At 57.4% G+C, this 25,442-nt stretch carries 26 protein-coding genes, 4 tRNA genes and 1 pseudogene; 22 read left to right on the forward strand and 9 right to left on the reverse strand.

All coding sequences use genetic code 11. The features are described from left to right. Positions 1–52: 52 nt before the first annotated feature. From alaS to PMI22_RS22490, 6 genes are all read left to right on the forward strand, one after another. Positions 53–2,677, forward strand: a complete 2,625-nt coding sequence (gene alaS, locus PMI22_RS22515) for an alanine--tRNA ligase (protein WP_007943900.1) — start codon at positions 53–55, stop codon at positions 2,675–2,677. A gap of 91 nt (positions 2,678–2,768) precedes the next feature. Further along, entirely contained in the window at positions 2,769–4,010 is a 1,242-nt protein-coding gene (locus PMI22_RS22510; RefSeq protein ID WP_007943901.1) for an aspartate kinase, read from the forward strand. Between the two features lie 186 nt (positions 4,011–4,196). After that, entirely contained in the window at positions 4,197–4,385 is a 189-nt protein-coding gene (csrA, locus tag PMI22_RS22505) for a carbon storage regulator CsrA (protein ID WP_002554426.1), read from the forward strand. A 62-nt stretch (positions 4,386–4,447) separates the two neighbouring features. After that, positions 4,448–4,538, forward strand: a tRNA-Ser gene (locus PMI22_RS22500). A gap of 107 nt (positions 4,539–4,645) precedes the next feature. After that, positions 4,646–4,722, forward strand: a tRNA-Arg gene (locus PMI22_RS22495). Positions 4,723–4,794: 72 nt separating this feature from the next. Next, a tRNA-Arg gene (locus tag PMI22_RS22490) sits at positions 4,795–4,871 on the forward strand. A 19-nt stretch (positions 4,872–4,890) separates the two neighbouring features. On the opposite strand, the gene PMI22_RS22485 is transcribed toward PMI22_RS22490, so the two are convergent. Next, positions 4,891–5,409: a hypothetical protein gene (locus PMI22_RS22485; protein WP_007943902.1), complete on the reverse strand. Its 519-nt coding sequence runs from the start codon at positions 5,407–5,409 to the stop codon at positions 4,891–4,893. A gap of 319 nt (positions 5,410–5,728) precedes the next feature. Here PMI22_RS22485 and mgtE point away from each other — a divergent pair, with 319 nt between their 5' ends. After that, positions 5,729–7,171, forward strand: coding sequence for a magnesium transporter (gene mgtE / locus PMI22_RS22480; protein WP_007943903.1), 1,443 nt, complete (start codon positions 5,729–5,731; stop codon positions 7,169–7,171). Between the two features lie 100 nt (positions 7,172–7,271). Here mgtE and PMI22_RS22475 read toward each other — a convergent pair whose 3' ends face one another. After that, on the reverse strand, positions 7,272–7,598 hold the full coding sequence (locus PMI22_RS22475; protein WP_007943904.1) for an Arc family DNA-binding protein: 327 nt from the start codon (positions 7,596–7,598) through the stop codon (positions 7,272–7,274). A 386-nt stretch (positions 7,599–7,984) separates the two neighbouring features. Here PMI22_RS22475 and phnN point away from each other — a divergent pair, with 386 nt between their 5' ends. Continuing rightward, a complete protein-coding gene (gene phnN / locus PMI22_RS22470; protein WP_007943905.1) occupies positions 7,985–8,557 on the forward strand; it encodes a phosphonate metabolism protein/1,5-bisphosphokinase (PRPP-forming) PhnN in 573 nt (190 codons plus the stop codon). Here phnN and PMI22_RS22465 read toward each other — a convergent pair. Further along, positions 8,532–8,711, reverse strand: a complete 180-nt coding sequence (locus PMI22_RS22465; protein ID WP_007943907.1) for a PA3371 family protein — start codon at positions 8,709–8,711, stop codon at positions 8,532–8,534. The two genes, phnN and PMI22_RS22465, sit on opposite strands and share 26 nt — an antisense overlap. 24 nt (positions 8,712–8,735) lie before the next feature. Next, positions 8,736–8,966, reverse strand: coding sequence for a hypothetical protein (locus tag PMI22_RS22460; protein ID WP_007943908.1), 231 nt, complete (start codon positions 8,964–8,966; stop codon positions 8,736–8,738). A gap of 288 nt (positions 8,967–9,254) precedes the next feature. On the opposite strand from PMI22_RS22460, the gene PMI22_RS22455 reads away from it, so the two are divergent. From PMI22_RS22455 to PMI22_RS22435, 6 genes and pseudogenes are all read left to right on the forward strand, one after another. Continuing rightward, a tRNA-Arg gene (locus PMI22_RS22455) sits at positions 9,255–9,331 on the forward strand. Positions 9,332–9,489: 158 nt separating this feature from the next. Further along, on the forward strand, positions 9,490–10,827 hold the full coding sequence (gene chrA, locus PMI22_RS22450) for a chromate efflux transporter (RefSeq protein WP_007943909.1): 1,338 nt from the start codon (positions 9,490–9,492) through the stop codon (positions 10,825–10,827). A gap of 155 nt (positions 10,828–10,982) precedes the next feature. Next, on the forward strand, positions 10,983–12,587 hold the full coding sequence (locus tag PMI22_RS22445; RefSeq protein ID WP_007943910.1) for a tetratricopeptide repeat-containing response regulator: 1,605 nt from the start codon (positions 10,983–10,985) through the stop codon (positions 12,585–12,587). Continuing rightward, positions 12,584–13,276: a sensor histidine kinase gene (locus tag PMI22_RS22440; RefSeq protein WP_007943911.1), complete on the forward strand. Its 693-nt coding sequence runs from the start codon at positions 12,584–12,586 to the stop codon at positions 13,274–13,276. The genes PMI22_RS22445 and PMI22_RS22440 overlap by 4 nt, the downstream gene beginning before the upstream one ends. A 133-nt stretch (positions 13,277–13,409) precedes the next feature. Then, positions 13,410–13,581: pseudogene (locus PMI22_RS31280) on the forward strand (glutamine synthetase family protein); the annotation flags it as partial. Between the two features lie 69 nt (positions 13,582–13,650). Then, positions 13,651–15,024 (forward strand): MFS transporter, encoded by a 1,374-nt coding sequence (locus PMI22_RS22435; protein ID WP_007943912.1) that lies wholly within the window; start codon positions 13,651–13,653, stop codon positions 15,022–15,024. Positions 15,025–15,088: 64 nt separating this feature from the next. Here the strand turns inward: PMI22_RS22435 and PMI22_RS22430 are convergent, their stop codons facing one another. The 4 genes from PMI22_RS22430 to flgA all read right to left on the reverse strand — a co-directional run bounded on the left by PMI22_RS22430 (position 15,089) and on the right by flgA (position 17,698). Continuing rightward, positions 15,089–15,835, reverse strand: a complete 747-nt coding sequence (locus PMI22_RS22430; RefSeq protein ID WP_007943913.1) for a flagellar brake protein — start codon at positions 15,833–15,835, stop codon at positions 15,089–15,091. Between the two features lie 92 nt (positions 15,836–15,927). After that, positions 15,928–16,395 (reverse strand): flagella synthesis protein FlgN, encoded by a 468-nt coding sequence (locus PMI22_RS22425; protein ID WP_007943914.1) that lies wholly within the window; start codon positions 16,393–16,395, stop codon positions 15,928–15,930. 48 nt (positions 16,396–16,443) lie between these two features. Further along, positions 16,444–16,770, reverse strand: coding sequence for a flagellar biosynthesis anti-sigma factor FlgM (flgM, locus tag PMI22_RS22420; protein ID WP_007943915.1), 327 nt, complete (start codon positions 16,768–16,770; stop codon positions 16,444–16,446). 166 nt (positions 16,771–16,936) lie between these two features. After that, positions 16,937–17,698, reverse strand: coding sequence for a flagellar basal body P-ring formation chaperone FlgA (gene flgA / locus PMI22_RS22415; protein ID WP_081502754.1), 762 nt, complete (start codon positions 17,696–17,698; stop codon positions 16,937–16,939). An 81-nt stretch (positions 17,699–17,779) separates the two neighbouring features. Here flgA and PMI22_RS22410 point away from each other — a divergent pair, with 81 nt between their 5' ends. Beyond that, positions 17,780–18,712 (forward strand): chemotaxis protein CheV, encoded by a 933-nt coding sequence (locus tag PMI22_RS22410; RefSeq protein ID WP_007943917.1) that lies wholly within the window; start codon positions 17,780–17,782, stop codon positions 18,710–18,712. A 46-nt stretch (positions 18,713–18,758) separates the two neighbouring features. Continuing rightward, a complete protein-coding gene (cheR, locus tag PMI22_RS22405; RefSeq protein ID WP_007943918.1) occupies positions 18,759–19,586 on the forward strand; it encodes a protein-glutamate O-methyltransferase CheR in 828 nt (275 codons plus the stop codon). Positions 19,587–19,635: 49 nt separating this feature from the next. Here cheR and PMI22_RS31285 read toward each other — a convergent pair whose 3' ends face one another. Next, the gene (locus PMI22_RS31285) at positions 19,636–19,794 is read right to left on the reverse strand and encodes a hypothetical protein (RefSeq protein ID WP_157214408.1); all 159 of its coding nucleotides are present in this window, start codon (positions 19,792–19,794) and stop codon (positions 19,636–19,638) included. A gap of 62 nt (positions 19,795–19,856) precedes the next feature. On the opposite strand from PMI22_RS31285, the gene flgB reads away from it, so the two are divergent. The 6 genes from flgB (at position 19,857) to araD1 (ending at position 25,356) form a co-directional block, all read left to right on the forward strand. Then, a complete protein-coding gene (flgB, locus tag PMI22_RS22400) occupies positions 19,857–20,264 on the forward strand; it encodes a flagellar basal body rod protein FlgB (protein WP_007943919.1) in 408 nt (135 codons plus the stop codon). Positions 20,265–20,267: 3 nt separating this feature from the next. Further along, positions 20,268–20,711 carry a flagellar basal body rod protein FlgC gene (gene flgC, locus PMI22_RS22395; RefSeq protein ID WP_007937507.1) on the forward strand — a complete coding sequence of 148 codons (444 nt, stop codon included), beginning with the start codon at positions 20,268–20,270 and terminating at the stop codon, positions 20,709–20,711. Between the two features lie 15 nt (positions 20,712–20,726). Further along, positions 20,727–21,452, forward strand: a complete 726-nt coding sequence (gene flgD / locus PMI22_RS22390; RefSeq protein ID WP_007943921.1) for a flagellar hook assembly protein FlgD — start codon at positions 20,727–20,729, stop codon at positions 21,450–21,452. Between the two features lie 31 nt (positions 21,453–21,483). Continuing rightward, complete coding sequence (gene flgE, locus PMI22_RS22385; protein ID WP_007943923.1) at positions 21,484–22,800, forward strand: flagellar hook protein FlgE; 1,317 nt, start codon at positions 21,484–21,486, stop codon at positions 22,798–22,800. A 332-nt stretch (positions 22,801–23,132) separates the two neighbouring features. Then, positions 23,133–24,308 (forward strand): L-rhamnonate dehydratase, encoded by a 1,176-nt coding sequence (locus tag PMI22_RS22380; protein ID WP_007943924.1) that lies wholly within the window; start codon positions 23,133–23,135, stop codon positions 24,306–24,308. A gap of 52 nt (positions 24,309–24,360) precedes the next feature. Beyond that, positions 24,361–25,356, forward strand: a complete 996-nt coding sequence (araD1, locus tag PMI22_RS22375) for an AraD1 family protein (protein WP_007943925.1) — start codon at positions 24,361–24,363, stop codon at positions 25,354–25,356. Positions 25,357–25,442: the final 86 nt, after the last annotated feature.

Raw genomic sequence — 25,442 nt, forward strand, 5'->3', positions numbered from 1 at the left:
TCTGTTGACGTTTCGAACAGGCCTTTGGCCGCAGCCTCCGTGGAAGATCCTAATGAAAAGCGCAGAAATCCGTGAAGCCTTCCTTCGCTTCTTCGAAGAGCAAGGCCACACCCGTGTAGCCTCCAGCTCTTTGATTCCGGGCAACGACCCAACCCTGCTGTTCACTAACGCGGGGATGAACCAGTTCAAGGACTGCTTCCTGGGCCAGGAAAAACGCGCGTACACCCGCGCGGTCAGCAGCCAGAAATGCGTGCGCGCCGGCGGCAAGCACAACGACCTGGAAAACGTCGGTTATACCGCTCGTCACCACACTTTCTTCGAAATGCTGGGCAACTTCAGCTTCGGTGATTATTTCAAGCGTGACGCCATCACCTACGCCTGGAACTTCCTGACGTCCGATCAGTGGCTGAACCTGCCAAAAGAAAAGCTCTGGGTCACCGTCTACGCCAGCGATGACGAAGCCTACGACATCTGGACCAAGGAAATCGGCGTGCCGGCCGAGCGCATGGTGCGTATCGGCGACAATAAAGGCGCGCCGTACGCGTCCGACAACTTCTGGACCATGGGCGATACCGGCCCGTGCGGTCCTTGCACCGAGATTTTCTACGATCACGGCGCCGACATCTGGGGCGGCCCACCGGGTTCGCCGGAAGAAGACGGTGACCGTTACATCGAAATCTGGAACAACGTGTTCATGCAGTTCAACCGCACCGCCGATGGCGTGTTGCACCCGCTGCCAGCACCGTCGGTCGACACCGGCATGGGCCTGGAGCGGATCAGTGCCGTTCTGCAGCACGTTCACTCGAACTATGAAATCGACCTGTTCCAGAGCCTGCTGATCGCTTCGGCCAAGGCCATCGGTTGCACCAACGACGCTCAGGCTTCCCTGAAAGTCGTGGCGGACCACATCCGCTCATGCGGCTTCCTGATTGCCGACGGCGTGCTGCCGTCCAACGAAGGTCGCGGCTATGTACTGCGCCGGATCATTCGTCGCGCTTGCCGTCACGGCAACAAGCTGGGGGCCAAGGGCAGCTTCTTCTATCAGATCGTCGCGGCCTTGGTCGCCGAGATGGGCGAAGCTTTCCCGGAGCTGAAATCCCAGCAGGCGCACATCGAACGCGTTCTGAAAGCCGAGGAAGAGCAATTCGCCAAGACTCTGGAGCAGGGCCTGAAAATCCTCGAGCAGGATCTGGCTGACCTTAAAGGCGACGTGGTACCGGGTGATGTAGTGTTCAAACTCTACGACACCTACGGCTTCCCGATGGACCTGACCGGCGACATCGCTCGCGAGCGTAGCCTGACCATCGACGAAGAAGGTTTCGAGCGTGAAATGGAAGCCCAGCGCGTCCGTGCCCGTTCTGCCAGCTCTTTCGGCATGGACTACAACAGTCTGGTGAAGGTTGATGTGGCCACCGAATTTACCGGCTACAAAGCGACCAGCGGTTCGGCGAAAATTGTCGGTCTGTATAAAGATGGCCAGGCGGTCGATGTATTGAGTGAAGGTGAAGAGGGCGTGATCGTCTTGAACCAGACGCCTTTCTACGCGGAATCGGGCGGTCAGGTGGGTGATTGCGGTTACTTGCAGGCCGGCGCTTCGCGTTTCGACGTGCGTGACACCACCAAGACCGGTGGCGCGTTCCTGCACCACGGCGTGCTGGCTTCGGGCAGCTTGACGATCGGTGCTCCAGTGGAAGCTCACGTTGAAGCCGACGTGCGTCACGCGACGTCGCTGAACCACTCGGCGACTCACCTGCTGCATGCTGCATTGCGTCAGGTGCTGGGCGATCACGTCCAGCAGAAAGGCTCGTTGGTCGACAGTCAGCGCCTGCGCTTTGACTTCAGCCACTTCGAAGCCATCAAGCCTGAGCAGTTGAAAGCGCTGGAAGACATCGTCAACGCAGAGATTCGCAAGAACTCTGCCGTTGAAACCGAAGAAACCGACATCGAAACCGCCAAGCAAAAAGGCGCCATGGCGCTGTTCGGCGAGAAGTACGGCGACAACGTGCGCGTGCTGAGCATGGGCGGCGATTTCTCGGTTGAGCTGTGTGGTGGTATCCACGTCAACCGTACCGGCGACATCGGCCTGCTGAAAATCATCAGCGAAGGCGGTGTGGCGTCTGGTGTACGTCGTATCGAGGCAGTCACGGGTGCTGCGGCACTGGCCTATTTGAATGCGGCTGAAGAACAACTCAAGGAAGCGGCCAACCTGGTCAAGGGTAGCCGCGACAACCTGATCGACAAGCTGTCGGCTGTGCTGGAGCGCAACCGTCTGCTGGAGAAGCAACTCGAGCAGTTGCAGGCCAAGGCTGCCAGTGCGGCGGGCGACGATCTGTCGGCCTCTGCCCTGGACGTCAAAGGCGTGAAGGTACTGGCCGTGCGTCTGGATGGTCAGGATGGCAAGGCGCTGCTGGCGCTGGTCGATCAACTGAAAAACAAACTCGGCCGCGCAGTGATCCTGCTCGGCAGTGTCCATGAGGAAAAGGTCGTGCTGGTTGCAGGTGTGACCAAAGACCTGACTGGCCAACTCAAAGCCGGTGATTTGATGAAGCAAGCCGCTGCGGCAGTGGGCGGGAAGGGTGGTGGTCGTCCAGACATGGCGCAGGGCGGCGGTACAGACGCTGGCGCTCTGGATGCAGCATTGGCCCTGACCGTTCCATTTGTAGAGCAGGGTTTATAAGGCAGTGTTTCCGGCCCGCGGTCTAGTCGCGGGCCAGAACGCTGTTTGAGTGATAATTTGGGCGCCCTTCATGGGCAGAGGCGGCTTTGAAATGGCTTTGATCGTACAGAAATTTGGAGGCACCTCGGTCGGCACCGTCGAGAGAATCGAGCAGGTTGCCGACAAGGTTAAGAAATTCCGCGATGCCGGCGATGACCTGGTGGTTGTGCTGTCTGCAATGAGCGGCGAAACCAACCGTCTGATCGATCTGGCCAAGCAAATCAGTGGCGGCGACCAGCCAGTTCCTCGCGAGCTGGATGTGATCGTCTCCACCGGTGAGCAGGTGACGATTGCACTGTTGGCCATGGCGCTGATCAAGCGCGGCGTGCCAGCGGTGTCCTACACCGGTAATCAGGTGCGGATCCTGACCGACAGCGCGCACAATAAAGCGCGTATCTTGCAGATTGACGACCAGAAGATTCGTGGTGATCTGAAGGCCGGTCGTGTGGTGGTTGTCGCCGGTTTCCAGGGCGTCGACGAGCACGGCAACATTACCACCCTCGGTCGTGGCGGTTCCGACACCACCGGCGTGGCACTGGCAGCAGCCTTGAAGGCTGATGAGTGTCAGATCTACACCGACGTAGATGGTGTCTACACCACCGACCCGCGTGTGGTATCCGTGGCCCAGCGCCTGGACAAGATTACCTTCGAAGAGATGCTGGAAATGGCCAGCCTCGGTTCCAAGGTGTTGCAGATCCGTGCGGTCGAGTTCGCCGGCAAGTACAACGTTCCGCTGCGCGTACTGCACAGCTTCAAGGAGGGTCCGGGCACCCTCATTACTATTGATGAAGAGGAAACCATGGAACAGCCGATCATTTCCGGTATCGCTTTCAACCGCGATGAAGCCAAGCTGACCATCCGTGGCGTGCCAGACATCCCGGGCGTTGCCTTCAAGATTCTCGGCCCGATCAGTGCCGCGAACATCGAAGTCGACATGATCGTGCAGAACGTTGCGCACGATAACACCACCGACTTCACCTTCACCGTGCACCGCAACGACTACCAGGCGGCGCAAACCGTGCTGGAAAAAACCGCTGGCGAGCTGGGTGCCCGTGAAGTCATCGGCGACACCAAGATCGCCAAGGTCTCGATCGTCGGCGTTGGCATGCGCTCCCACGCAGGCGTTGCCAGCCGCATGTTCGAAGCACTGGCCAAGGAAACCATCAACATCCAGATGATCTCGACGTCGGAAATCAAAGTCTCCGTCGTGATCGAAGAGAAGTACCTGGAACTGGCCGTGCGCGCTCTGCACACGGCTTTCGAACTGGACGCACCAGCCCGACAGGGCGAGTGATGCGTTTGCCGAAGGGCGCGGTCTGACCGCGCCTTTTGTTTTTTTGAATAGCGCGACCCAAGACTGTTCTTTTGCTCGCGCTGGTCAATACTCAGGCATATAGGGCTGCGATCTTTCTGGTTGTGGGTCGAGTGCCTTTTTTTTGCAGACTGTTGTCCCTGAAATGAAATGCGTTAGGAGAAAGGTATGCTGATTCTGACCCGGCGGTGCGCAGAAAGCCTGATTATTGGTGATGGCGAAATCACCGTTACCGTGCTCGGCGTCAAAGGAAATCAAGTGCGTATCGGTGTGAACGCCCCGAAAGAGGTAGCAGTGCACCGTGAGGAAATTTACCTGCGTATAAAGAAAGAGAAGGACGAAGAACCAAGCCATTAATTTTTATCGTTTTTTATGTTTGCAAACGGGGAAAAGGTTGGTTAAGATACGCCCCGTGTTGCGGAGAGCTGGCCGAGTGGCCGAAGGCGCTCCCCTGCTAAGGGAGTACACCTCAAAAGGGTGTCGGGGGTTCGAATCCCCCGTTCTCCGCCATTATTTGCGTAGTACGTTGTAATCTGGCTTCTTCGGTAAGTTGTTGAAATTACTAGAAAAAGTGTTTGACATAGAGATTAGACGGCCTATAATGCGCGGCAACAAATGCACTCGTAGCTCAGCTGGATAGAGTACTCGGCTACGAACCGAGCGGTCACAGGTTCGAATCCTGTCGAGTGCACCATTTAAGAGTTGTTTGCAGTAATGCGAGCGACTTTGCTTCAGCCAGTTGTGGTCTGGTTTAAAAACACAAAATGCACTCGTAGCTCAGCTGGATAGAGTACTCGGCTACGAACCGAGCGGTCACAGGTTCGAATCCTGTCGAGTGCACCAAACAACAAAAAGCCCGCGTTTAACGCGGGCTTTTTGCCGTCTGGAGTTTGGCTTTTCCTTTAGTGCATCCTTTCTCATCAAACTCGACGTGCGCGCTACGACCTCGCTTGGTGTCGTAGCGGTAGCTTGTTGATGAATTCCTGATACTGATCTTGTCTGGCTTGCCGAGAGCGCTCTCGACGTCCTGCTGGCTCATGCCGGCGACGACACGTTGATTGATAATCGCTGTGCGTCGTTCCTTGGCGTTGATCAGGTTTCCGCATTTGTCCTCGGCCTGACCCACGATGGTCGGCGCTCTCCTTTTGTTTTTCATGCTGGATGTTTCGCCTGTTTCGGCGCTTGGCATGAGTGCCATCGTACTGCCGGGTGTGAAGGTGTGCACATCCTGCAAAGACAGGCGCTCTTCGGCCGTGCAGCTCAAGGTGGTGAAGGTGATCTGCCCGTTGGGGGCTTCACATCGGTGAACAGTGCCTGCGTGCAGCTGGGGCGGCAGGCAGAGCAGGGCGGTCAGCAAAAAATAGTACGCGATCGGCGGCATTTGGCGTCCTCCATGACGGTCGATATCAAGGGTAGCTGCTACATTTTTCGAGGGCGGTGTGTTTTCTTTTCAGAATGAGTCGTCGCAATTGGATAGATAAGGTGGCGCTCAGGTTTGTCTTGCAAGCGCTTGTTTCAGCCACGATTTTTTAACGTTTAAAACCGTTGGGCGGTGTATCATTGCCCCCGTCAGCCCCGCCGGGGCTTGTGGAATACCTCCATGGACTTACCCAGTAGTTACTCAGTATCCCGTTTTACCAATCATGAATTGACTGATTGATCCTTCCGGCGTGCCCCGCTGCTGGGAGTGGAGTTCGCCTATGTCCGAAGTTGAAGTAAAGAAAACGCAAGAAAGCCTGCAGGACCGCCTCGCTCAAGTTGTTGAGCTGTTGCAGCGTCAGCGGGTCATCGAAGACCTGACTCATCGCCAGGAAGGTCCGCATCACGATCGGGTCGAGAACCTGGTTCACCGGCAAAATCTCGTTGAGCTGCAACGCAAGCTCGATGATCTGCACTCCGCCGACGTCGCCTACATCCTTGAAGCGCTGCCGCTGAACGATCGTCTGACGCTTTGGCAGCTGGTCAAGGCGGATCGCGACGGCGACATCCTGCTCGAAGTATCCGACTCGGTCCGTGAAACCCTGATCGCCGACATGGACGATCATGAGCTCCTGGCGGCGGCCAAGGACATGGATGCCGACGAACTGGCTGACCTGGCTTCCGAGCTGCCGCGAGACGTCGTCCACGAGCTGATGGAAACCCTCGATGGGCAGCAGCGTGAGCGCGTTCGCTCCGCGTTGTCCTATGACGAGGAGCAGGTCGGTGCGCTGATGGACTTCGAGATGGTGACCATCCGTGAGGATGTCAGTCTCGAAGTGGTTCTGCGTTACCTGCGTCGCCTAAAAGAGCTGCCGGGCCACACCGACAAATTGTTTGTGGTCGATTATGACGGCGTACTCAAGGGTGTGCTGCCGATCAAGCGTTTGCTGGTCAACGATCCGGAAAAACAGGTTTCGGACGTCATGGCCAGCGATCCGGTGAGTTTTCACCCGGACGAGGACGCCTACGACGCTGCTCAGGCATTCGAACGTTACGACTTGATCTCGGCGCCCGTGGTCGACAAGAACGGCAAGCTGATCGGTCGTCTGACCATCGATGAAATGGTCGACCTGATTCGTGAAGAGAGCGAAAACGAAGTTCTCAACATGGCGGGTCTGCGCGAAGAAGAAGATATTTTTGCGTCGGTCTGGAAATCACTGCGTAACCGTTGGGCCTGGCTGGCGGTCAACCTGATTACCGCGTTTATCGCATCCCGGGTGATCGGTCTGTTTGAAGGCTCCATTGAAAAACTGGTGGCACTGGCGGCGTTGATGCCGATCGTGGCCGGTATCGGCGGCAACTCCGGCAACCAGACCATCACCATGATCGTTCGGGCCATGGCGCTGGATCAGGTGAGTACCGGTAATACCTCGCGGCTGATGCGTAAAGAGCTGGCGGTCGGTTTGATCAATGGCCTGGTCTGGGGCGGTGTGATTGGGGTAGTGGCCTACATGCTATATGGCAGTTGGTCTCTTGGCGTGGTCATGACTGCCGCCATGACGCTCAATCTGTTGCTGGCGGCATTGATGGGGGTGCTGATTCCGATGACCCTTGCGCGGCTGGGACGCGACCCGGCGATGGGCGCGAGTGTGATGATCACCGCCATGACCGACAGCGGTGGCTTTTTCATCTTCCTCGGGCTGGCGACGATTTTCCTGCTCTGACTTGTCCGCATATAGAAACCCGCCATCGGCGGGTTTCTTTTTGCCAAATTTCAGGCAAAAAAAAGCCAGCGATTATGCTGGCTTGAGCTTTCGGGTTGAATCAAGAAGCGTCTGCGGTCAATTCGGCATCATGGGCGATCAGCGAAACCAGTGCGTTTTGCTGGCGGTGGGAAAGTTGACGGAAGCGTTGCAGCAATTCGCGTTCATGCAATGACAGCTCCGGGCTGTCCAGGCGCATGCTCAACTCTTCGCCCAGAGCGCCTTCTTGGATAAGACTCTGCTCAAGGCGCGCAATGATTTCGGAGTTCATGCTGCGATGATGATTGCGAGCCACCTCGGCAATGCGTTCACGCATTCCGTCTGGCAGACGTACGACGAACTTGTCAGCCGTACGGCTGGAATAAATTGCCTGTTTCAATGGGCGCATATATTTAACCGGGTTAGTTCAGGGGAGCGGTTCTCGGGATTGGCCGCAGGATGTCTGATAGGACAAGCTCCCTGGCCAAATGTTCAACCTGAATTGAGAGAGGCGCGCATCATGCCTCAACGTAGCCATATCATTGGCGTCAATTCTGTGACAAATATTGAACCGGGTAAAGGCTTTCTGCCAGCACCTGCTTTCAGAAATGCGGACTGGTTGGAAAATTAATACATCGCCGTATCGCTGACCGCGACATCTGCCCGACAGGAGATGTCTCAAGTCGCCTGAAGGTGCATGCTATGCGGATTCGATCTTTGATCCTTGTCTTATACAGGATAGTGGCAATTTGCCGATTTACTAGGGGCGGACGCGCAGTGGGGGGATGATTCAAGATGGATGGCAGGCTGATTTATTTGATGGGGCCTTCCGGGGCCGGCAAAGACAGCCTCATCGAAGCGGCTCGAAAACCTTTGCAGTCGATGGGCGTTGAAGTTGTACGGCGAGTGATCACGCGCTCCGCAGAGAGTGTGGGCGAGGACGCCATCGGTGTATCCCGCGAAGAATTTGCGCGCCGCAAAGACGAGGGTCAATTCGCGTTGTCATGGCACGCCCATGGGCTGGATTATGGTATTCCGATTCAGATTGATCAGTGGCTAAAGGACGGCCGGCAGGTCTTGATCAACGGTTCTCGCGGTCATCTTGCCGAGGCGATGCGGCGCTACCCGGCACTTCTGCCGGTACTGTTGACCGTCAAGGATGAAGTATTGCGTCAACGCCTGGTGCGGCGTGGCCGTGAGAGTCTTGCGCAGATTGAAGCGCGACTGAGCCGCAACGGTCACTTCACGGCGGACGATTTACCCGGCGATACGCAGATTCATCGACTCGATAACTCAGGGGAGCTCGCGCTTACCGTTGCGCATCTGATCAGTCTGCTGAAATTTAACGCAGGACCGGATCAAACTTGATTTTTCGCCCGACAATCAGCGCCAACACAAACAACCCGCCGAAAACGCCGCAGGCAATCAGGGGCAGAGTAACGGCGGCCTCCTGAACCAATGCCATATGAAGAATGCCGCTCAGTAAGGCAAGGATCAAAAATCCTGCGGCTGATTTGGACATGCTGTGCTCCTGATAAGGGGTTACTTAAAATACCAAGCGTTCTGAAGGCTGCGACACCGGACTGACTTCCTGGCTCACATCCTGGCGAATCAAGCCACGCTGATCATTCATGATCGCCAATTGCGGGGCTTTTTGCAGTTGAAGGTAATGCGGTGTGCGATGAGCAACCTGCACCGGGTTGTTCTCGGGCGTAAAATGAAATCCTGCCAGGACTGCAAGGGCGATCGTATTTGAGAGAAAAAGTGCGCAGTTCATGAGGCTGGCCTCAGTTGTTCTTGAGAACAATAGAAGCAGTCCGCATGCCAAGAGTTTAACGGCTATTAATTCCTTTAAAAACAACGAATTAACTTATCTATAAGAGGAGGGCGTCTTGCAAATTGCAATGCTGGCATTTTGAGAGGATGCAATTTGCACGGTATACAAGGCCACGGTCTTGGGGTCGTCTGCCTACAGTCAAAAAGCCTACGGACGACATGACAAACTCAAGCCCGCCCGTTAACATGCACGCCGTCTATCGCACCACATCTCGTGCGGGCGACTTGTGTCTCAGTAGCTCAATTGGATAGAGCATCCCCCTCCTAAGGGGAAGGTTGGCAGTTCGAACCTGCCCTGGGACACCATCTATTTCATGGCGTCTAGCGCAACGCGGCGTTTGAAACCTGATTGGATCAGCGTACAAGCAGTCATGCGTCGCTAACCCTAAAAGCATCAGAATGCCTTTCTGTCAGTACCCGCATCGCACACTACCTGCTGACTCGTTTCCAGAGGCTTTATACCCATGGATGAAGAAGAGCTGTCGAGGCCGCAAGCGATCAGTTTTCGTGAAGCATTCTGGTTCTGGCTGAAGTTAGGTTTCATCAGCTTTGGCGGGCCAGCCGGACAGATCTCGATCATGCACCAGGAGCTGGTGGAGCGTCGGCGCTGGATCTCCGAACGACGCTTTCTGCATGCCCTCAACTACTGCATGTTGCTTCCAGGGCCAGAGGCCCAGCAATTGGCCACCTATATCGGCTGGCTGATGCATCGGACTTGGGGCGGGGTAATTGCTGGCGTGCTGTTTGTGTTGCCCTCGTTGTTCATCCTGATCGCTTTGTCGTGGCTGTACATCGCCTTTGGCGAAGTGCCTGTGGTGGCTGGGCTTTTCTATGGCATCAAGCCTGCCGTGACCGCCATCGTTGTGCAGGCGGCCCATCGAATCGGTTCTCGGGCATTGAAAAACAATTGGCTATGGGCGATAGCGGCCGCTTCATTCATAGCAATCTTCGCGTTCAATCTTCCATTCCCGTTGATCGTTCTGGGCGCAGCACTGATCGGGTATGTCGGTGGCCGCCTGACGCCCGAGAAATTCAGGGTGGGTGGTCATGGCGCCGCCAAAAAGTCCTTCGGCCCGGCCTTGATCGACGACGACACCCCGACTCCGGATCATGCAAGATTCAGCTGGGTGAAAGTGGTATCGCTCGCACTAATTGGCGCTGTGCTATGGGCATTGCCGATGGGAGTTTTGACCGCACTCTTTGGTTGGGAAGGCACCTTGACCCAAATGGGCTGGTTCTTTACCAAGGCGGCGTTGCTGACGTTTGGCGGTGCGTATGCCGTGCTTCCCTATGTTTATCAGGGCGCCGTCGGTCATTATGGCTGGCTGACCCCGACACAAATGATCGATGGTCTGGCGCTGGGCGAAACCACGCCCGGGCCGTTGATCATGGTGGTGGCTTTCGTCGGGTTTGTCGGGGCCTATGTCTCGCAAGTATTCGGTGCCGATCAGGTGTTTCTGGCGGGGGCTGTGGCTGCCTCCCTGGTGACATGGTTCACCTTCTTGCCCTCGTTCCTGTTCATCCTGGCGGGCGGTCCGTTGGTGGAATCGACCCACAATGAACTCAAGTTCACCGCCCCTCTCACTGCCATTACGGCAGCCGTCGTTGGTGTGATTCTCAATCTGGCGTGTTTCTTCGGCTATCACGTGCTTTGGCCGAACGGTTTTGGCGGCAGCCTGGATTGGCCCTCTGCACTGATCGCGATCGCAGCGGCCATTGCGTTGTTCCGCTTCAAGCGGGGCGTGATTCAGGTGCTGATGGCCTGTGCAGTCGTCGGCCTGGCCGTGCATCTGCTGCGCTAAACAACGTACGCGTTGGTTAAAAGTTCTTTGGCAGGCGTCGAGCCCGCCAGATCGCCCGTCGATGAGTCCCTCTCAACCTAAAGGTAACGGTACTGTTGGCCGATAACCCGAACGGTCATGCTTTTCTTCTTCTTAAAATTGCCTGGAAATCTTCGATGCTGTCGTATCACCAAAAGAGTTTTCTGATCGTCGATGATTTCTCGGATTTCCGCAGTTCCGTCAGGTCCATGCTGCGTGAGCTGGGCGTCAAGGACGTGGATACCGCAGACACAGGCGAACAGGCGCTGCGCATGTGTTCGCAGAAATCCTACGATTTCATCCTGCAGGATTTTCACCTTGGCGACGGCAAGAAGAACGGTCAGCAGGTCCTCGAAGACTTGATGATCGAGAAGCTGATCAGCCATGAAAGTGTGTTCGTCATGGTCACCGCCGAAACCAGCCAGGCCATGGTGCTCAGCGCGCTGGAGCACGAACCGGATGCCTACCTGACCAAGCCGTTCAACCGCTCTGGCCTGGCTCAGCGCCTGGAGCGTCTGGAGCAGCGCAAGAACTTGCTCAAGCCGATCCTGCAAGCACTCGACCGTGGCAAACCGCTGGAAGTGCTCAATGCCTGTATCGAACTGTGCAAAAAGGACATCCGTTATTCGCCGCTGTGTCTGCGTTATCGCGCAGATGCGTTGCGCGACTTGAATCAGAACGAAGCGCTGGAACGCCTCTATGACAGCATCATTGCTGATCGGCCGTTGCCGTGGGCGTTTGCCGGGCTGGGCCAGTTGCTGTTCAAGCGCGGTCACGTCAGCCAGGCCAAGGGCATCTACGAAAAAGCCCTGAAAGTGTTTCCGATGATGCCGGCGCTGTATGACGGCATGGCCGACGTGCTGGTGGTCGAAGGCGACAACAGGGGCGCGCAGAAAGTATTGGAAGAGGCCATTCGCCTGTCGCCGCTGGCCGTGCGCCGGCAAGCGCTGCTAGGCAAACTGGCAATGGCCAACGAAGATTTCGACACCGCCTCCCGGGCCTACCGCCAGGCAGTGTCCCAAGGTGCTCAGTCGCGCTTCAAGGATGCCGAAAGCAATCTGGGACTGGCACACGCCCTGATCAGCAAAGGCAGCGAGAAAGGGCTGGATACCCGCACTCGCCTGGAAATCAACACGACCCTCAGCCTGGTGGCCAAGGAGAACCCGAGCGACCCGGGCCTGCAGATTCGTGCGCGCCTGATGAAAGCCACCAGTCTGTTGCTAAACGACGCCGAAACGGCCGAGAAGCTCACCGAGCAAGCGATGATGCGCCTCGATGGCATGGAGCAATTCATGAGTGCCGAAGCGGCGCTGCTGGTGGCCAAGCAGTTGCAGATGCTTGGTCAGGCGAGCGCCGGAGCGTCGATGTTGAAAAACTGCGCGGAAATCTACGGTGACGATCCGGTGGTGATGAAGGGGATCGCCAAGCTGACCGATGACCCGACGATCCTCAGTTCCAGCAACGCGGCCGCCGACCTTAACCGTCAGGGCGTGCGGGTGTACAAGACCGGCAACCTGGCGGAGGCCCGAGCGGTGTTCCGCAAAGCGCTGGCGATGCAGCCCAAAAATATCAGTATCGCCCTGAACATGGCGCAGTCGCTGTTGCACGGTACTGATACCAGTGTGCCGTCGGCCGAAATCGAAGAATGTCGGGTCTGCCTGAAAATGGTCGGATTGATGCCCGACACCGACGCGCGTTATCCGCGCTATCAGAAACTGAAAATCAAGGCGTTCGGCGGATGAGCCCAGACAACCCGGCATTGGATTTTTCGACGGTGATCGCTTCCACCGTACACGACATGAAGAACTCGTTGGCCATGCTGATTCAGGCTCACAGCCAGTGGCTGTCCCGCTTGCCCGATCCGGCGCAGCACAGCCCGGAGCAGGGCGTCATCGAGTATGAGTTCGCGCACCTCAATGGCATGCTGGTGCAGTTGTTGGGCCTGTACAAACTGGGCGTCAATCAGCTGCCGTTGCAGCCGGCCTACCATGATCTGGATGACTTTCTGGAAGCGCAACTGGCCAGCCATCAGGAAGTCTTCGCCAGTCGCGGCATTATCGCGACCTATGAAGTCGACCCTTTGAGCCCGTTGGGTTTCTTCGACCGTGAGTTGGTTGCCTCGGTGTTGGCCAACATCATCAACAACGCCATTCGTTACGCGCGCCAGTCATTGCTGATCAGCGTCAGTGACGAGGGCGGCCAGTTGGTGCTGACCGTCAATGACGATGGCGACGGCTATCCCTGCGAGATGATCGAGTTTCAGGCCGACTATGTGCAGGGCATCAATTACAGCAGTAGCAGCACCGGCCTGGGCCTGTATTTTGCCGGTCGGATTGCCGCGCTGCACCAGCGTAATGGTGTCGGCGGGAGTACCCGGCTCAGCAACGGCGGTCCGTTGGGCGGTGGAGTGTTCAGCCTTTACCTGCCCTGACAATTCTTTATTGTGTGGCGCTGCTTGATATTCTGAGCGGGCAAAGTCTATTTTGTTCGGGGCGTACCACCCGTATGCGTCGTCGAATGCCTTCTGGCAGGACGAATCTGAGCTGCCGAGTATCTTTTCGTAGCCCTGTACCTTGCAGGCTGTACTTGAGCGTCTGAAACGTAGCCAATTGGCGAAGGAACTGTTTGGCAATGAGTTCATCGAAGGCTACGTCGCTTCGAAGTCCATTTGAGCTGACCCGCTTCTTTGACGAACTTACTCCCTGGGAACGGCGTGTTTTAGCAACCCGGGCCTGACGCTTCGCCGTCTTCGGTCTATTGTTTCGATAGTCCGATCTTCACTGCAAGGAGCCGCTCGGAACGCCGATGCGCCAAATCTGGAAATCCTTTCGAGCTCTGTATTTCGCCTCGCTGATGATGTTGATCGGCTCGGGCCTGTTAAGCACGTACCTGGCCTTGCGCCTGGCCGCCGATAACGTCGACAGCCTGTGGGTCGGTGCGTTGATGGCGGCCAACTATTTCGGCCTGGTGCTGGGCGGCAAGATCGGTCACCGACTGATTGCCCGGGTCGGGCATATCCGTGCGTATGCCGCGTGTGCCGGGATTGTTGGTGCGGCCGTGCTCGGCCATGGGTTGACCGACTGGCTGCCGGCCTGGCTGTTCCTGCGGGTGATCGTCGGCCTGGGCATGATGTGCCAGTACATGGTCATCGAGAGCTGGCTCAACGAACAAGCCGACGCCCACAAGCGCGGCAAGGTGTTCAGCGGTTACATGATCGCTTCCTATCTGGGGTTGGTACTGGGTCAGTTGATTCTGGTCATGCACCCCGGCCTGGGCCTGGAACTGCTGATGCTGGTCGCCCTGTGCTTCGCCTTGTGCCTGGTGCCGGTGGCGCTGACTCGACGGATTCACCCGGCGGCGTTGCACCCGGCCCCAATGGAGCCGCGCTTCTTCATCAAGCGCGTGCCGCAGTCGTTGAGTACGGTGCTGGGGGCGGGGCTGATCGTGGGTTCGTTCTACGGTCTGGCGCCGTTGTATGCCTCCCAACAGGGGTTGTCCAACGAGCAGGTCGGTCTGTTCATGGGTAGCTGTATTTTTGCCGGCCTGCTGGTGCAGTGGCCGCTGGGTTGGCTGTCCGACCGTTATGACCGGGCACTGTTGATCCGCTGTTTTGCCTTCAGTCTGGCCGTGGCTGCGTTACCGCTGGCGATCCTGAAGGTCGTGCCGATTGAGGTGTTGTTCATTTCCGGGTTCCTGTGTTCGCTGGTGCAGTTCTGCCTGTATCCATTGGCGGTAGCGTTCTCCAATGACCACGTCGAAGGAGATCGTCGGGTCTCGCTGACGGCGATGCTGCTGGTGACCTACGGCGTCGGCGCCAGCATCGGGCCGCTGGTCGCCGGGGTGCTGATGAAGTTGTTTGGCAGCCAGATGCTTTATGCGTTTTTCAGTTTCTTCGCGCTGGTGCTGGTGTGGCGGATCCGCCCGAAAGCGGTCACCAACCTGCATCAGGTCGACGATGCGCCGCTGCATCACGTGGCCATGCCGGACAGCATGTCGAGTTCACCGCTGGTGGCGTGCCTTGATCCACGGGTCGATGAGCAGGTCGTGCAGGAGCAGATGCACAGCCCGCCCCATCCAGAATCGGAACCGGGACCCGAAGTGGAGCCAGAAGCAGATTCGACGCCACCACAAGACCCTGACTCGGGACGCGAACAAAGTTTTACTGAAGCCAGACCCTGATTTTGCATGCATAAAAAAACGGGCAGTCACCGCAAGGGACTGCCCGTTTTTTTGACGCGTCGTATCAGAGGTCGTCTTTGTCGAAGCGCCGTGCTTCACGTTGAAGCTGGTACACGAACCGCTCGACCTGACGCTGCACCAGCCCGCTCATGTTATGAAAACGGATACCGGCGAAGGTAGTGGAGACCTTTTCTTCGAAGTGCAGATAACGCAACTCCACGGGTGTGGTCATGCTGCCGAAGGGCAGGGCGGCGGTGAAGCGGTCGTAGACCTGACCCAATTGCAGCCGGCCGGTAATGTCGCCGTCAAAACGCAGCTTGCAGCCGGTGGCGGAAATATCCAGCAGCTTGCCGCTGACCGGCGATTTGAGCTTTTCACCACCCAGTTCGACCTCGACCAACTGCGCCAGCTTCAATGCCGCCCGGAAGGCGTTGCGGCGCTGGTGGTAAACCACTTCGTCAGGGAGTTTGCCGCGATAGCAGCGCGTGTTGCTGAATTCGTCGATGCTCAGTGGGCCGTTGCTTTCCCAGGCGATGCGCACACCATCATGGAAGCCTTCGACCCGAAACGACTCGCCCGCCAGCAGATAGCGCTCGCCATCGCGCGGCACCATTTCGTCCAGGGCGATCATGTTGGCGTCACGATCGACGTCTACCAGATAGCTCTGGAAACGCTGGTTGCGCTCATGAAACGTAATGATCAGCGGGTCATGACTCTCTTGTAGCTGCCGAAGGTTGCCAGCGATCTCCATTGGTGTGGAAAGCACCTTGGGTGGCTGCGGAGCATCTTCCGCGTTTAAGGCATAGGACACGGTTCATCATTCTCCGGACAAAATATGACTGCGCATAGCCGGCATATTGCCAGCATGTGGCACGTCTTGATAGAGCGAACTCATCGACAGGTTCAAGCCTGACTGAGCGGGCGTGGCTTCGCTAAGTGGGAGGTCGATCCGCGGGCATCGTAAAGCGCGGGTGGTTCGCCGCCGGTAAGAATTTTCAGCTGATTGGCCGTGGCGGCCTGCTGAATCAGGATCGACTGACCATTGTTGACATTGATCGTCTGGCACTGAGTCAGCAGGGCTGTCAGCGCGTCGCTCTGTTCCAGCAGTTGCTCACCGACGCTTGATTGGCTGGCGAGTTGCTCCAGGCCCTGGCGATTGGTGGGCAGGTTGAGGCTGGCGAGGATTTCGCTGCGTTTGCGGCCATGCTGTTCGAGCAGAATGATCATTGCCTGTTTGCTCGCCAGAATGTCTTCGAGCAGCGGCATGTCGCGACCATGCAGTGCGAGGGACTCGGTCTGCAGCAATTCCAGCAAGTGTTGAGCTGGAGCGAAGTCGTCGATGATCAGTTGCAGTAAATTAGTGTCGTGCATGGCTGGCCTTGGGGTTTAAGCGTCCAAAAGCCTGGCGCAGGCCGTGGCCTAGCGCTGGGCTTCGAAGTTGAGCAGTTTGCTGGCTACACGGTTGCTGTCGACTTTATAGCTGCCATCGGCAATCGCTGCTTTCAACTCGGCCACCCGGGCGTTGTCGACGGCAGGCTGATCGCGCAGCTTGTCAGTGACCTTCTGCAACTGCTGAGCCTCATTGCTGAGGTGTACCGATTCCCCGCTTTTGGCGGTACTGGCCTGTTCTGCCAGGGTATTCAGCGGCGCGGATTTGCCGGCTTCGGCAGTGTCCTTGCTGGCGCTGGTACGCGTACTGCCGGGCAGTGACGAGGAACTGTTCAAACGGTTGAAGTCGATGACCATGATTAAAAACCTCTGGGAATTTGGACGCTTGCCATGTTTTCGGCTCTCCCTGCAAAAACTTTAGGCCCATTTATCAATGAGCGTGCATGCGCCAGCGCATTTCCGGCGTGCGGCACAGTTTAGGGAACAGCTACGGTCAGCGCCATATTTTCACCCACAGAGATCTCTACATGGTCACTTCCACCTGGCCTGGCGCGATGACTTGCGCCTTGATGACCCGTTGGGAGTTGAGGTTTTTCACCCGAATCTGTTCACGCAAACCGCCATTCGACAGGGCTTCGCCCGGCATGCGCACGCTGAGCGTACCGCTGCGGGCGGTAATCACCACCTGGTCGCCCTTGGTGATGACTTCGGCCTGTTCCAGATGAACCTGCGTCAGGACCTGATCGGTGACCGTTGGTCGGGTCAGTTTCTGCCCGATCGCCTGATCCGTGGAGGTGAAATAACCCTGGCTGATCAGGCTGATGTCTCGTTCGCGCAGCATGACGTCACCCGGTTCGATATAGCCGGCTCGCTTGAGTGGTCGGGTGGTGGTGACAACGTCGCGAAACAGGCGGACTTGAGCGGGTACGAAAACCGTCCAGGGGGCGCTGCTGTCGCACCGGACCTTGACCGTGACCCGACCAATCGGGGTCGCCGGGCTCTCTAAAGTGGCTGTCAATTCCTTGTCGCACAGGGGCATACGCAGTCGGGGGTCGAGCTGGTTGACCTGAATCTCATAGCGACCTTCGGTTTGACTGCTCGCCAAATAGTCTTCGACAGTGAACTCAAGAAAGCCCTGAGTGACGCCGATAAGCATGTCAGGCAAGGTAACTGCATCAGCAAGGGCAGGACTGTCAGCGTTGAACAGGCACACGGCCGATATCGCGCAAAGCCATTGGCGAGCGTTTGATGTCAGGCGTCGAAAAAATGTCGGTTCTGTGTTCATAAGCGTTCAAAAGCAAGCGCCGTGCCGTTTAGTGATGACAGCGCGTCGCAACACACTCAAGCGTTGTGTAGGAGTCGGTGCATGGCTGGTGTAATGGATGCGGTAAACCAGCGCACGCAACTGGTAGGGCAGAATCGCCTCGAGCTGTTGTTGTTCCGTCTCGACGGCCAGCAGCTTTATGGGATCAACGTGTTCAAGGTTCGGGAGGTGCTGCAATGCCCCAAACTCACGCTGATGCCCAAATCCAGTCCTGTCGTGTGCGGTGTGGCAAGTATCCGGGGGGCAACCATTCCGATTCTTGATCTGGCGATGGCGACCGGCTCCGGCGCGTTGAAAGATCAAAGCAATCCGTTCGTGATCATCACGGAGTACAACACCAAGACCCAGGGTTTCCTGGTGCGCTCGGTGGAACGCATCGTCAACATGAACTGGGAGGAGATTCATCCGCCACCCAAGGGTACCGGACGCGATCATTACCTGACGGCTGTGACGCGGGTCGACAACCAGCTGGTCGAAATCATCGACGTCGAAAAAGTGTTGGCGGAAGTAGCGCCGACACCGGACGCGATTTCAGCCGGTGTGATCGATGTCGAGACCCAGCACAAGGCCTTGTCCTTGAAGGTCTTGACGGTCGATGACTCGTCGGTGGCGCGCAAGCAGGTCACTCGTTGCCTGCAAACCGTCGGCGTTGAAGTGGTGGCGTTGAACGACGGCAGGCAAGCGCTGGATTACCTGCGCAAGCTGGTCGACGAAGGGAAAAAGCCGGAAGAAGAGTTCCTGATGATGATTTCCGACATCGAGATGCCGGAGATGGACGGGTACACGCTGACGGCCGAGATCCGCAACGACCCACGCATGCAAAAGCTTCATATCATCCTGCATACTTCGTTGTCGGGGGTTTTCAATCAGGCGATGGTCAAGAAAGTCGGTGCCGATGACTTCCTTGCCAAGTTCCGTCCTGATGACCTGGCATCCCGGGTAGTCGACCGGATCAAAGCAGCAGATATCAGCTAGGAGCCTTCTGCTCCTGGTGGTTCATACGATTTAAGAGGCGGCATCTTTGTCTACGGGTAATTTGGATTTCGAACAGTTCCGGGTCTTCCTGGAAAAGGCCTGTGGCATTTTGCTCGGTGAAAACAAGCAGTACCTGGTCTCGAGCCGTCTCAACAAACTGATGGAACAGCAGGGCATCAAGTCGCTGGGTGAACTGGTCCAGCGCATTCAGACCCAGCCACGCAGCGGTTTGCGCGAGATGGTGGTGGATGCCATGACCACCAACGAAACCTTGTGGTTTCGTGACACCTATCCCTTTGAAGTATTGAAGAACAAGGTGTTGCCCGAAGCCATCAAGGCCGCACCTGGTCAGCGCTTGCGGATCTGGTCGGCGGCCTGTTCATCGGGGCAGGAACCGTATTCGCTGTCGATGTCCATCGATGAGTTCGAGCGCGTCAACCTGGGCCAATTGAAGATGGGCGCGCAGATTGTGGCCACCGATCTGTCCGGCACCATGCTGACCAACTGCAAGACTGGCGAGTACGACAGCCTGGCGATTGGCCGTGGTCTGTCGCCCGAGCGCCTTCAGCGTTATTTCGACCCGAAAGGGCCGGGACGCTGGGCAATCAAGGCGCCGATCAAGAGCCGGGTGGAGTTTCGCTCGTTCAACCTGCTGGATAGCTACGCAGCGCTGGGCAAGTTCGACATCGTGTTCTGCCGCAACGTGCTGATCTACTTCTCCGCCGAGGTGAAAAAAGACATCCTGTTGCGCATTCACAGCACGCTCAAGCCAGGTGGCTATCTGTTCCTCGGCGCGTCCGAAGCGCTGAACGGTTTGCCGGATCATTACCAGATGGTCCAGTGCAGCCCGGGGATTATTTACCAGGCGAAGTGATTCGTTGGCAGGATCAAAAAAACGGGAGACCTCAGAGGGCTCCCGTTTTTTATGCCTGATTTTTTTCCTCCAGCACCTCCCACAGGGGAATGGAGTTGCCAGTGAGAAAGCGGCAGAAAAGCGGCAGATGGCGGAAACCGGTTGCCGCTTTTCTGGCATTGCCGCCTTGCCACTCCCGGCAAAGCCCCGGTTTATGGGCTTTTTTCATTTGGCACGCCGCTTGCTATGTCTCCTGTTACGAAAAATCAGGTCACCCGAAGGTTTCCCGACATGAGCATCAGCTTCGATAAAGCGCTCGGTATCCACGAACAAGCCCTGGGCTTCCGCGCTCAGCGTGCCGAAGTCCTGGCCAACAACATCACCAACGCCGATACCCCGAACTACAAGGCTCGGGACCTGGACTTCTCGAAAGTGCTCGCCGCACAGAACGAGAAAACCAAGAGCGGTACGTTTGCCTTGAACATGACCAACAGCCGTCATATCGAAGCCCAAGGCCTGGGCAATGGCGACGAGTCGCTGCTGTATCGCACGCCGATGCAACCGTCGATTGACCAGAACACCGTGGACGCCCAGCTGGAACAGTCGAACTACGCGGAAAACGCCGTCGGCTTCCAGGCCAGCTTCACCCTGCTCAACAGCAAATTCAAAGGGCTGGTGTCAGCCCTGCGCGGAGAGTAAGCCATGTCCCTTTCCAGTGTTTTCAACATTGCCGGTAGCGGCATGAGCGCTCAAACCACGCGCCTGAACACCGTGGCCTCGAACATCGCCAACGCCGAAACCGTTTCGTCGAGCATCGACCAGACCTATCGCGCCCGTCACCCGGTGTTCGCCACCATGTTCCAGGGCGGCCAGAGCGGCGGCAGCGATTCGCTGTTCCAGAACCAGGATGCTGCCGGTCAAGGCGTGCAAGTGCTGGGCGTGGTCGAAGACCAGAGCAACCTTGAAGCGCGCTACGAGCCGAACCATCCGGCTGCCGACGCCAAGGGTTACGTCTACTACCCGAACGTCAACGTCGTCGAAGAAATGGCCGACATGATTTCCGCGAGCCGTTCGTTCCAGACCAACGCCGAAATGATGAACACCGCCAAAACCATGATGCAGAAGGTCCTGACCCTCGGTCAGTGATAAGGGGCGACTCAGATGAGTGTTATCGATACCAGCGTCGGCGTGAACATCAAGGATGTTTTAGCCAATTCTTCGGTCAAGACCAACCCCACCAGCAACGACGGCCTGGCCGGAGCCACTGGCAGTGCCACTGGCAAGAAAGCGTTGGGCAAGGACGCGTTCCTGCAATTGCTGGTCACCCAGCTGAAAAACCAGAACCCGCTGGAGCCGCAGGACAACGGTGAGTTCGTGGCTCAGTTGGCGCAGTTCAGTAGCCTGGAAGGCATCACCACGCTCAACGATACGGTCACCGGCATTGCCGGCAATTACAACTCGTCGCAAGCGTTGCAAGCGTCTTCGCTGGTCGGCCGCTCGGTTGTCGCCCAGACCGACACCGCCGTGGTCGATACCTCCAAAAGTTTCAACGGTACGGCGGTCGTGCCGGCATCGACGAACCCGGTGACGGTCAAGATCACCGATGCCGATGGCAAAGTCATTCGCACCATCGACCTGGGCAGCCAGGCAGCCGGCAACGCCAGTTTCATCTGGGATGGCAAGAACGATGCGGGCGAAGTGGCCAAGGCCGGGACGTACAAGTTCGCCGCCACCGCGACTTACGACAGCCAGGCGACCTCGCTGGTGACTTACCTGCCCGCAACCGTCAACAGCGTGACCATCAGCCAGACCGGCGGTGAGTTGATGCTGAACCTGGCCGGCCTGGGCAGCATTGCCCTGTCCAAAGTACAAACCATTGGTATATAGAGCCGACTAACACGGCACAAAGGAGTGGAATATGTCTTTCAATATCGGCCTTAGCGGTCTCTATGCAGCCAACAAACAACTGGACGTAACCGGCAACAACATCGCCAACGTCGCGACCACCGGTTTCAAATCCTCCCGTGCAGAATTCGAAGACGTGTACTCGGCCACCCGCCTGGGCACCGGCAGCAAGACCATCGGCAACGGCGTGCGCCTGGCCAACGTCTCCCAACAGTTCGGCCAGGGCGATGTGAACAACACCGGCAACGTGTTGGACATGGGCATCCAGGGCAACGGTTTCTTCATCATGAGCGACAACGGTTCCCTGAGCTACACCCGTGCCGGCGCGTTCAAGACCAACGCCGAAAACTACGTGGTCGACAACAACGGTAATCGCTTGCAGGGTTATGGCGTAGACGCCAATGGCAAGATCATCAACGGCGTGCTGACTGACCTGAAAATCGACACGTCGAGCCTGGCGCCGAATGCGACCACGCGTGTCGATCAGACGATGAACCTGAACTCCTCGGATCCGCTGCCAACCGTGACGCCGTTCAACGTCAAGGACACCAACAGCTACAACAAGACCATTTCCACCCCTGTGTACGACACGCAGGGCAACCAGCACACGATGGACCAGTACTACGTTAAAAATGCGGCGTCCAACTCCTGGACCGTTTACACCTACATGGACGGCCGTAGCCCAACCGACCCGCTTGCAAACCCTCCGGTGCCGATCACGGCTGACCTCACCTTCAATCCTGATGGCAGCATCAAGACCCTGACGGGTGGCGCGGGCTGGACGCAAACCGGTACCACTCTGACCATGACAGGCTGGAAACCGGGCGTGCTGGTTGACGCCAACGCCAACCCGCCAACCTGGGCCCTGAACGGTTCGGACGCCGCTGTTGGCGGTATTGCCTTCGACATGACTAAAACCTCGTCGTACGCCTCGCCAACCGCCCGTACTGCGCAGTTCCAGGACGGCTACGCCACTGGCCAGATCGCCAGTCTGACCATCGATGAAAACGGTGTCATGACCGCCAACTTCACCAACCAGCAAACCAAGGCCATCGGCCAGGTAGCCATTGCCAGCTTCGCCAACGAACAAGGCTTGCAGCCAATCGGTGGTTCTAGCTGGAAAGAAACATTTTCCTCGGGTGTGGCGGGTATCGATGCACCGAAAACCGGCACGCTGGGTTCAGTGGTTTCCAACTCCCTGGAAGAGTCCAACGTCAACCTGACCAATGAACTGGTTGATTTGATCAAGGCGCAGAGCAACTACCAGGCGAACGCCAAGACCATCTCCACCCAGAGCACCATCATGCAGACCATCATTCAGATGGCTTGATGCCTGATAGCGTTACTTGAAGAGCCCCTCGAAAGAGGGGTTTTTTTTTGGATTTTTCTCGGATACAAAAATCCTGGTGGTCTGTATTGGCTCCATCTCGAACAGGCTGAACCGTCGCTCCACATTGGGTTTGCGTTGTGCCTGATAACCCCATTCAGGCAAAAATCCATTGGTGTGATCACCCAGGGTTATCGCCGGATACGCATAAGTGATTATCCGCTCCCCCGAGCGCTGGCTAAAGTCGCTCCATCGAATGCCGGAACCCGCTCCCGAGCGGCTCTGCGCAGCGACCTGACAATTACAAGAAGCCGGCAGCGCAAGGAACTGTATTCATGAAAATCAAAGCCATCCGTACCCGCGTTTTTGAGTGGAAAGGCAAAGTCGTTCCCCCTCAAGCACACTTCTGCACCAACGCCAGCGACATCCTGTTCGAACGCGGTGACGCCATGGGCTCGTTCCGTTTTCACGGCTGGCTGGTGGTGGAAGTCGAGACCGATACCGGTCTGGTCGGCATCGGTAACTGCGCACTGGCGCCGCGCGTGGCCAAGGAAATCATCGACACCTACCTGGCCCCGATCGCCATCGGCGAAGACCCGTTCGACAACGAATACATCTGGCAGAAGATGTACCGCCAGAGCCACGCCTGGGGCCGTAAAGGCATCGGCATGGCGGCGATCTCGGCCATCGACATCGCCATCTGGGACATCATGGGCAAAGCCGTAAACAAGCCGGTGTTCAAATTACTCGGCGGGCGCACCAAGGAAAAAATCTGGACCTACGCCTCCAAACTCTACGCCAATGACAACCTCGACCTGTTCCTCGAAGAAGCCCAGGGCTATTTGAACCAGGGTTTCACCGCGCTGAAAATGCGTTTCGGCTACGGCCCGAAAGACGGCCCGGCGGGCATGCGCAAGAACATCGAACAAGTGCGCGCGCTGCGTAATCTGGCCGGCCCCGACATCGACATCATGCTCGAATGCTACATGGGCTGGACCCTGGAATATGCGCGGCGCATGTTGCCCAAACTCGCCGAATTCGAGCCGCGCTGGCTGGAAGAACCGGTGATCGCCGATGACATCGAGGGCTACATCGAGCTGAAAAAAATGGGGATCATGCCGATCTCTGGCGGTGAGCATGAGTTCACCTCCTACGGCTTCAAAGACCTGCTGGAACGTCGCGCTGTCGACGTGATCCAGTACGACACCAACCGCGTGGGCGGCATCACCGCCGCGCGCAAGATCAACGCCATGGCCGAAGCCTGGTCGGTGCCGGTTATTCCCCACGCCGGACAGATGCACAACTACCACCTGACCATGTCTACCACTGCCTCGCCAATGGCCGAGTTCTTCCCGGTGTTCGACGTCGAGGTCGGCAACGAACTCTTCTACTACGTGTTCAAGGGCGAGCCGCAACCGGTCAACGGCTACATCCAGCTCGACGACAACACGCCAGGCCTGGGTCTGGAAATCTCCGATGAGTATTTGAGCGACTTCAACATCATCGAGTGACCTTGAGGCGTCGCTTTCGGGCGGCGCCATCCCCGACTTTCTGGAGGCCGTCATGCGCCTGATTCAATTTGAAAATACTGCCGGTGAGCGTCAGGTCGGCCTCGTCGACGGGACCCAGGTGCAGGTGCTCAAAGGCACCCGCAGCACCCGTGAACTGGCACTCGCGGCGATTCGCGCCCAACGTAGCCTGCAAGAAGAAGTCGCTCAACGCGGCACCGAGGCAGGCCCGGATTACGCGCAACTGTTGCAACAGGGCAAGGTCCTGCCGCCGTTGGATCACGAGGACCCGGCCCATTGCCTGATCAGCGGCACTGGCCTGACTCATCTGGGCAGCGCAGCGGCGCGGGACAAAATGCACCAGCAGGACGGCGCCGTCGAAGCCGGCATGACCGACACCATGCGCATCTTCAAGTGGGGCCTGGAGGGCGGAAAACCGGCGGAGGGGCAGGTTGGCGCGCAACCGGAATGGTTCTACAAGGGTGACGGCAGCATCGTCGTGCGCCCCGGTGCGGATTTTCCGGTGCCGCCGTTTGCAGAGGACGCCGGTGAAGAACCTGAATTGACCGGTCTTTATGTCATTGGCGACGACGGCCTGCCATATCGCGTGGGTTATGCCTTGGGCAACGAGTTTTCCGACCATGTGATGGAACGGCGCAATTACCTGTACCTGGCGCATTCGAAACTGCGCTATTGCTCGTATGGTCCCGAGCTGCGCGTAGGTGAATTGCCCAGGCACCTGGTCGGCACCAGCCGCATCAAACGCAACGGCGAAACGATATGGGAAAAGGAATTTCTCAGCGGCGAAGACAACATGTGCCACAGCCTCGCCAACCTCGAATTCCACCACTTCAAATACACGCAGTTTTTGCGCCCCGGCGATGTCCACGTGCACTACTTCGGCACCGCCACGCTGTCGTTTGCCGACGGCGTGAAAACCCAGCCGGGCGATCGTTTTCAGATCAGCCTCGATGAGTTCGGCGCGCCGTTGGTCAACGGTATCGGCGAAAGCACCCCACCGTTGGCCATCGGCCAGGTGCGTGCGCTTTAAGTCCTCAATTACCAGCCTTATTGGCCGGTCAAGGAATCACTCATGACCACGTTACTGGGACACAACTACATCGGCGGCCGCCGCAC

It is taken from the genome of Pseudomonas sp. GM21, from assembly GCF_000282215.1.
Taxonomy (GTDB): domain Bacteria; phylum Pseudomonadota; class Gammaproteobacteria; order Pseudomonadales; family Pseudomonadaceae; genus Aquipseudomonas.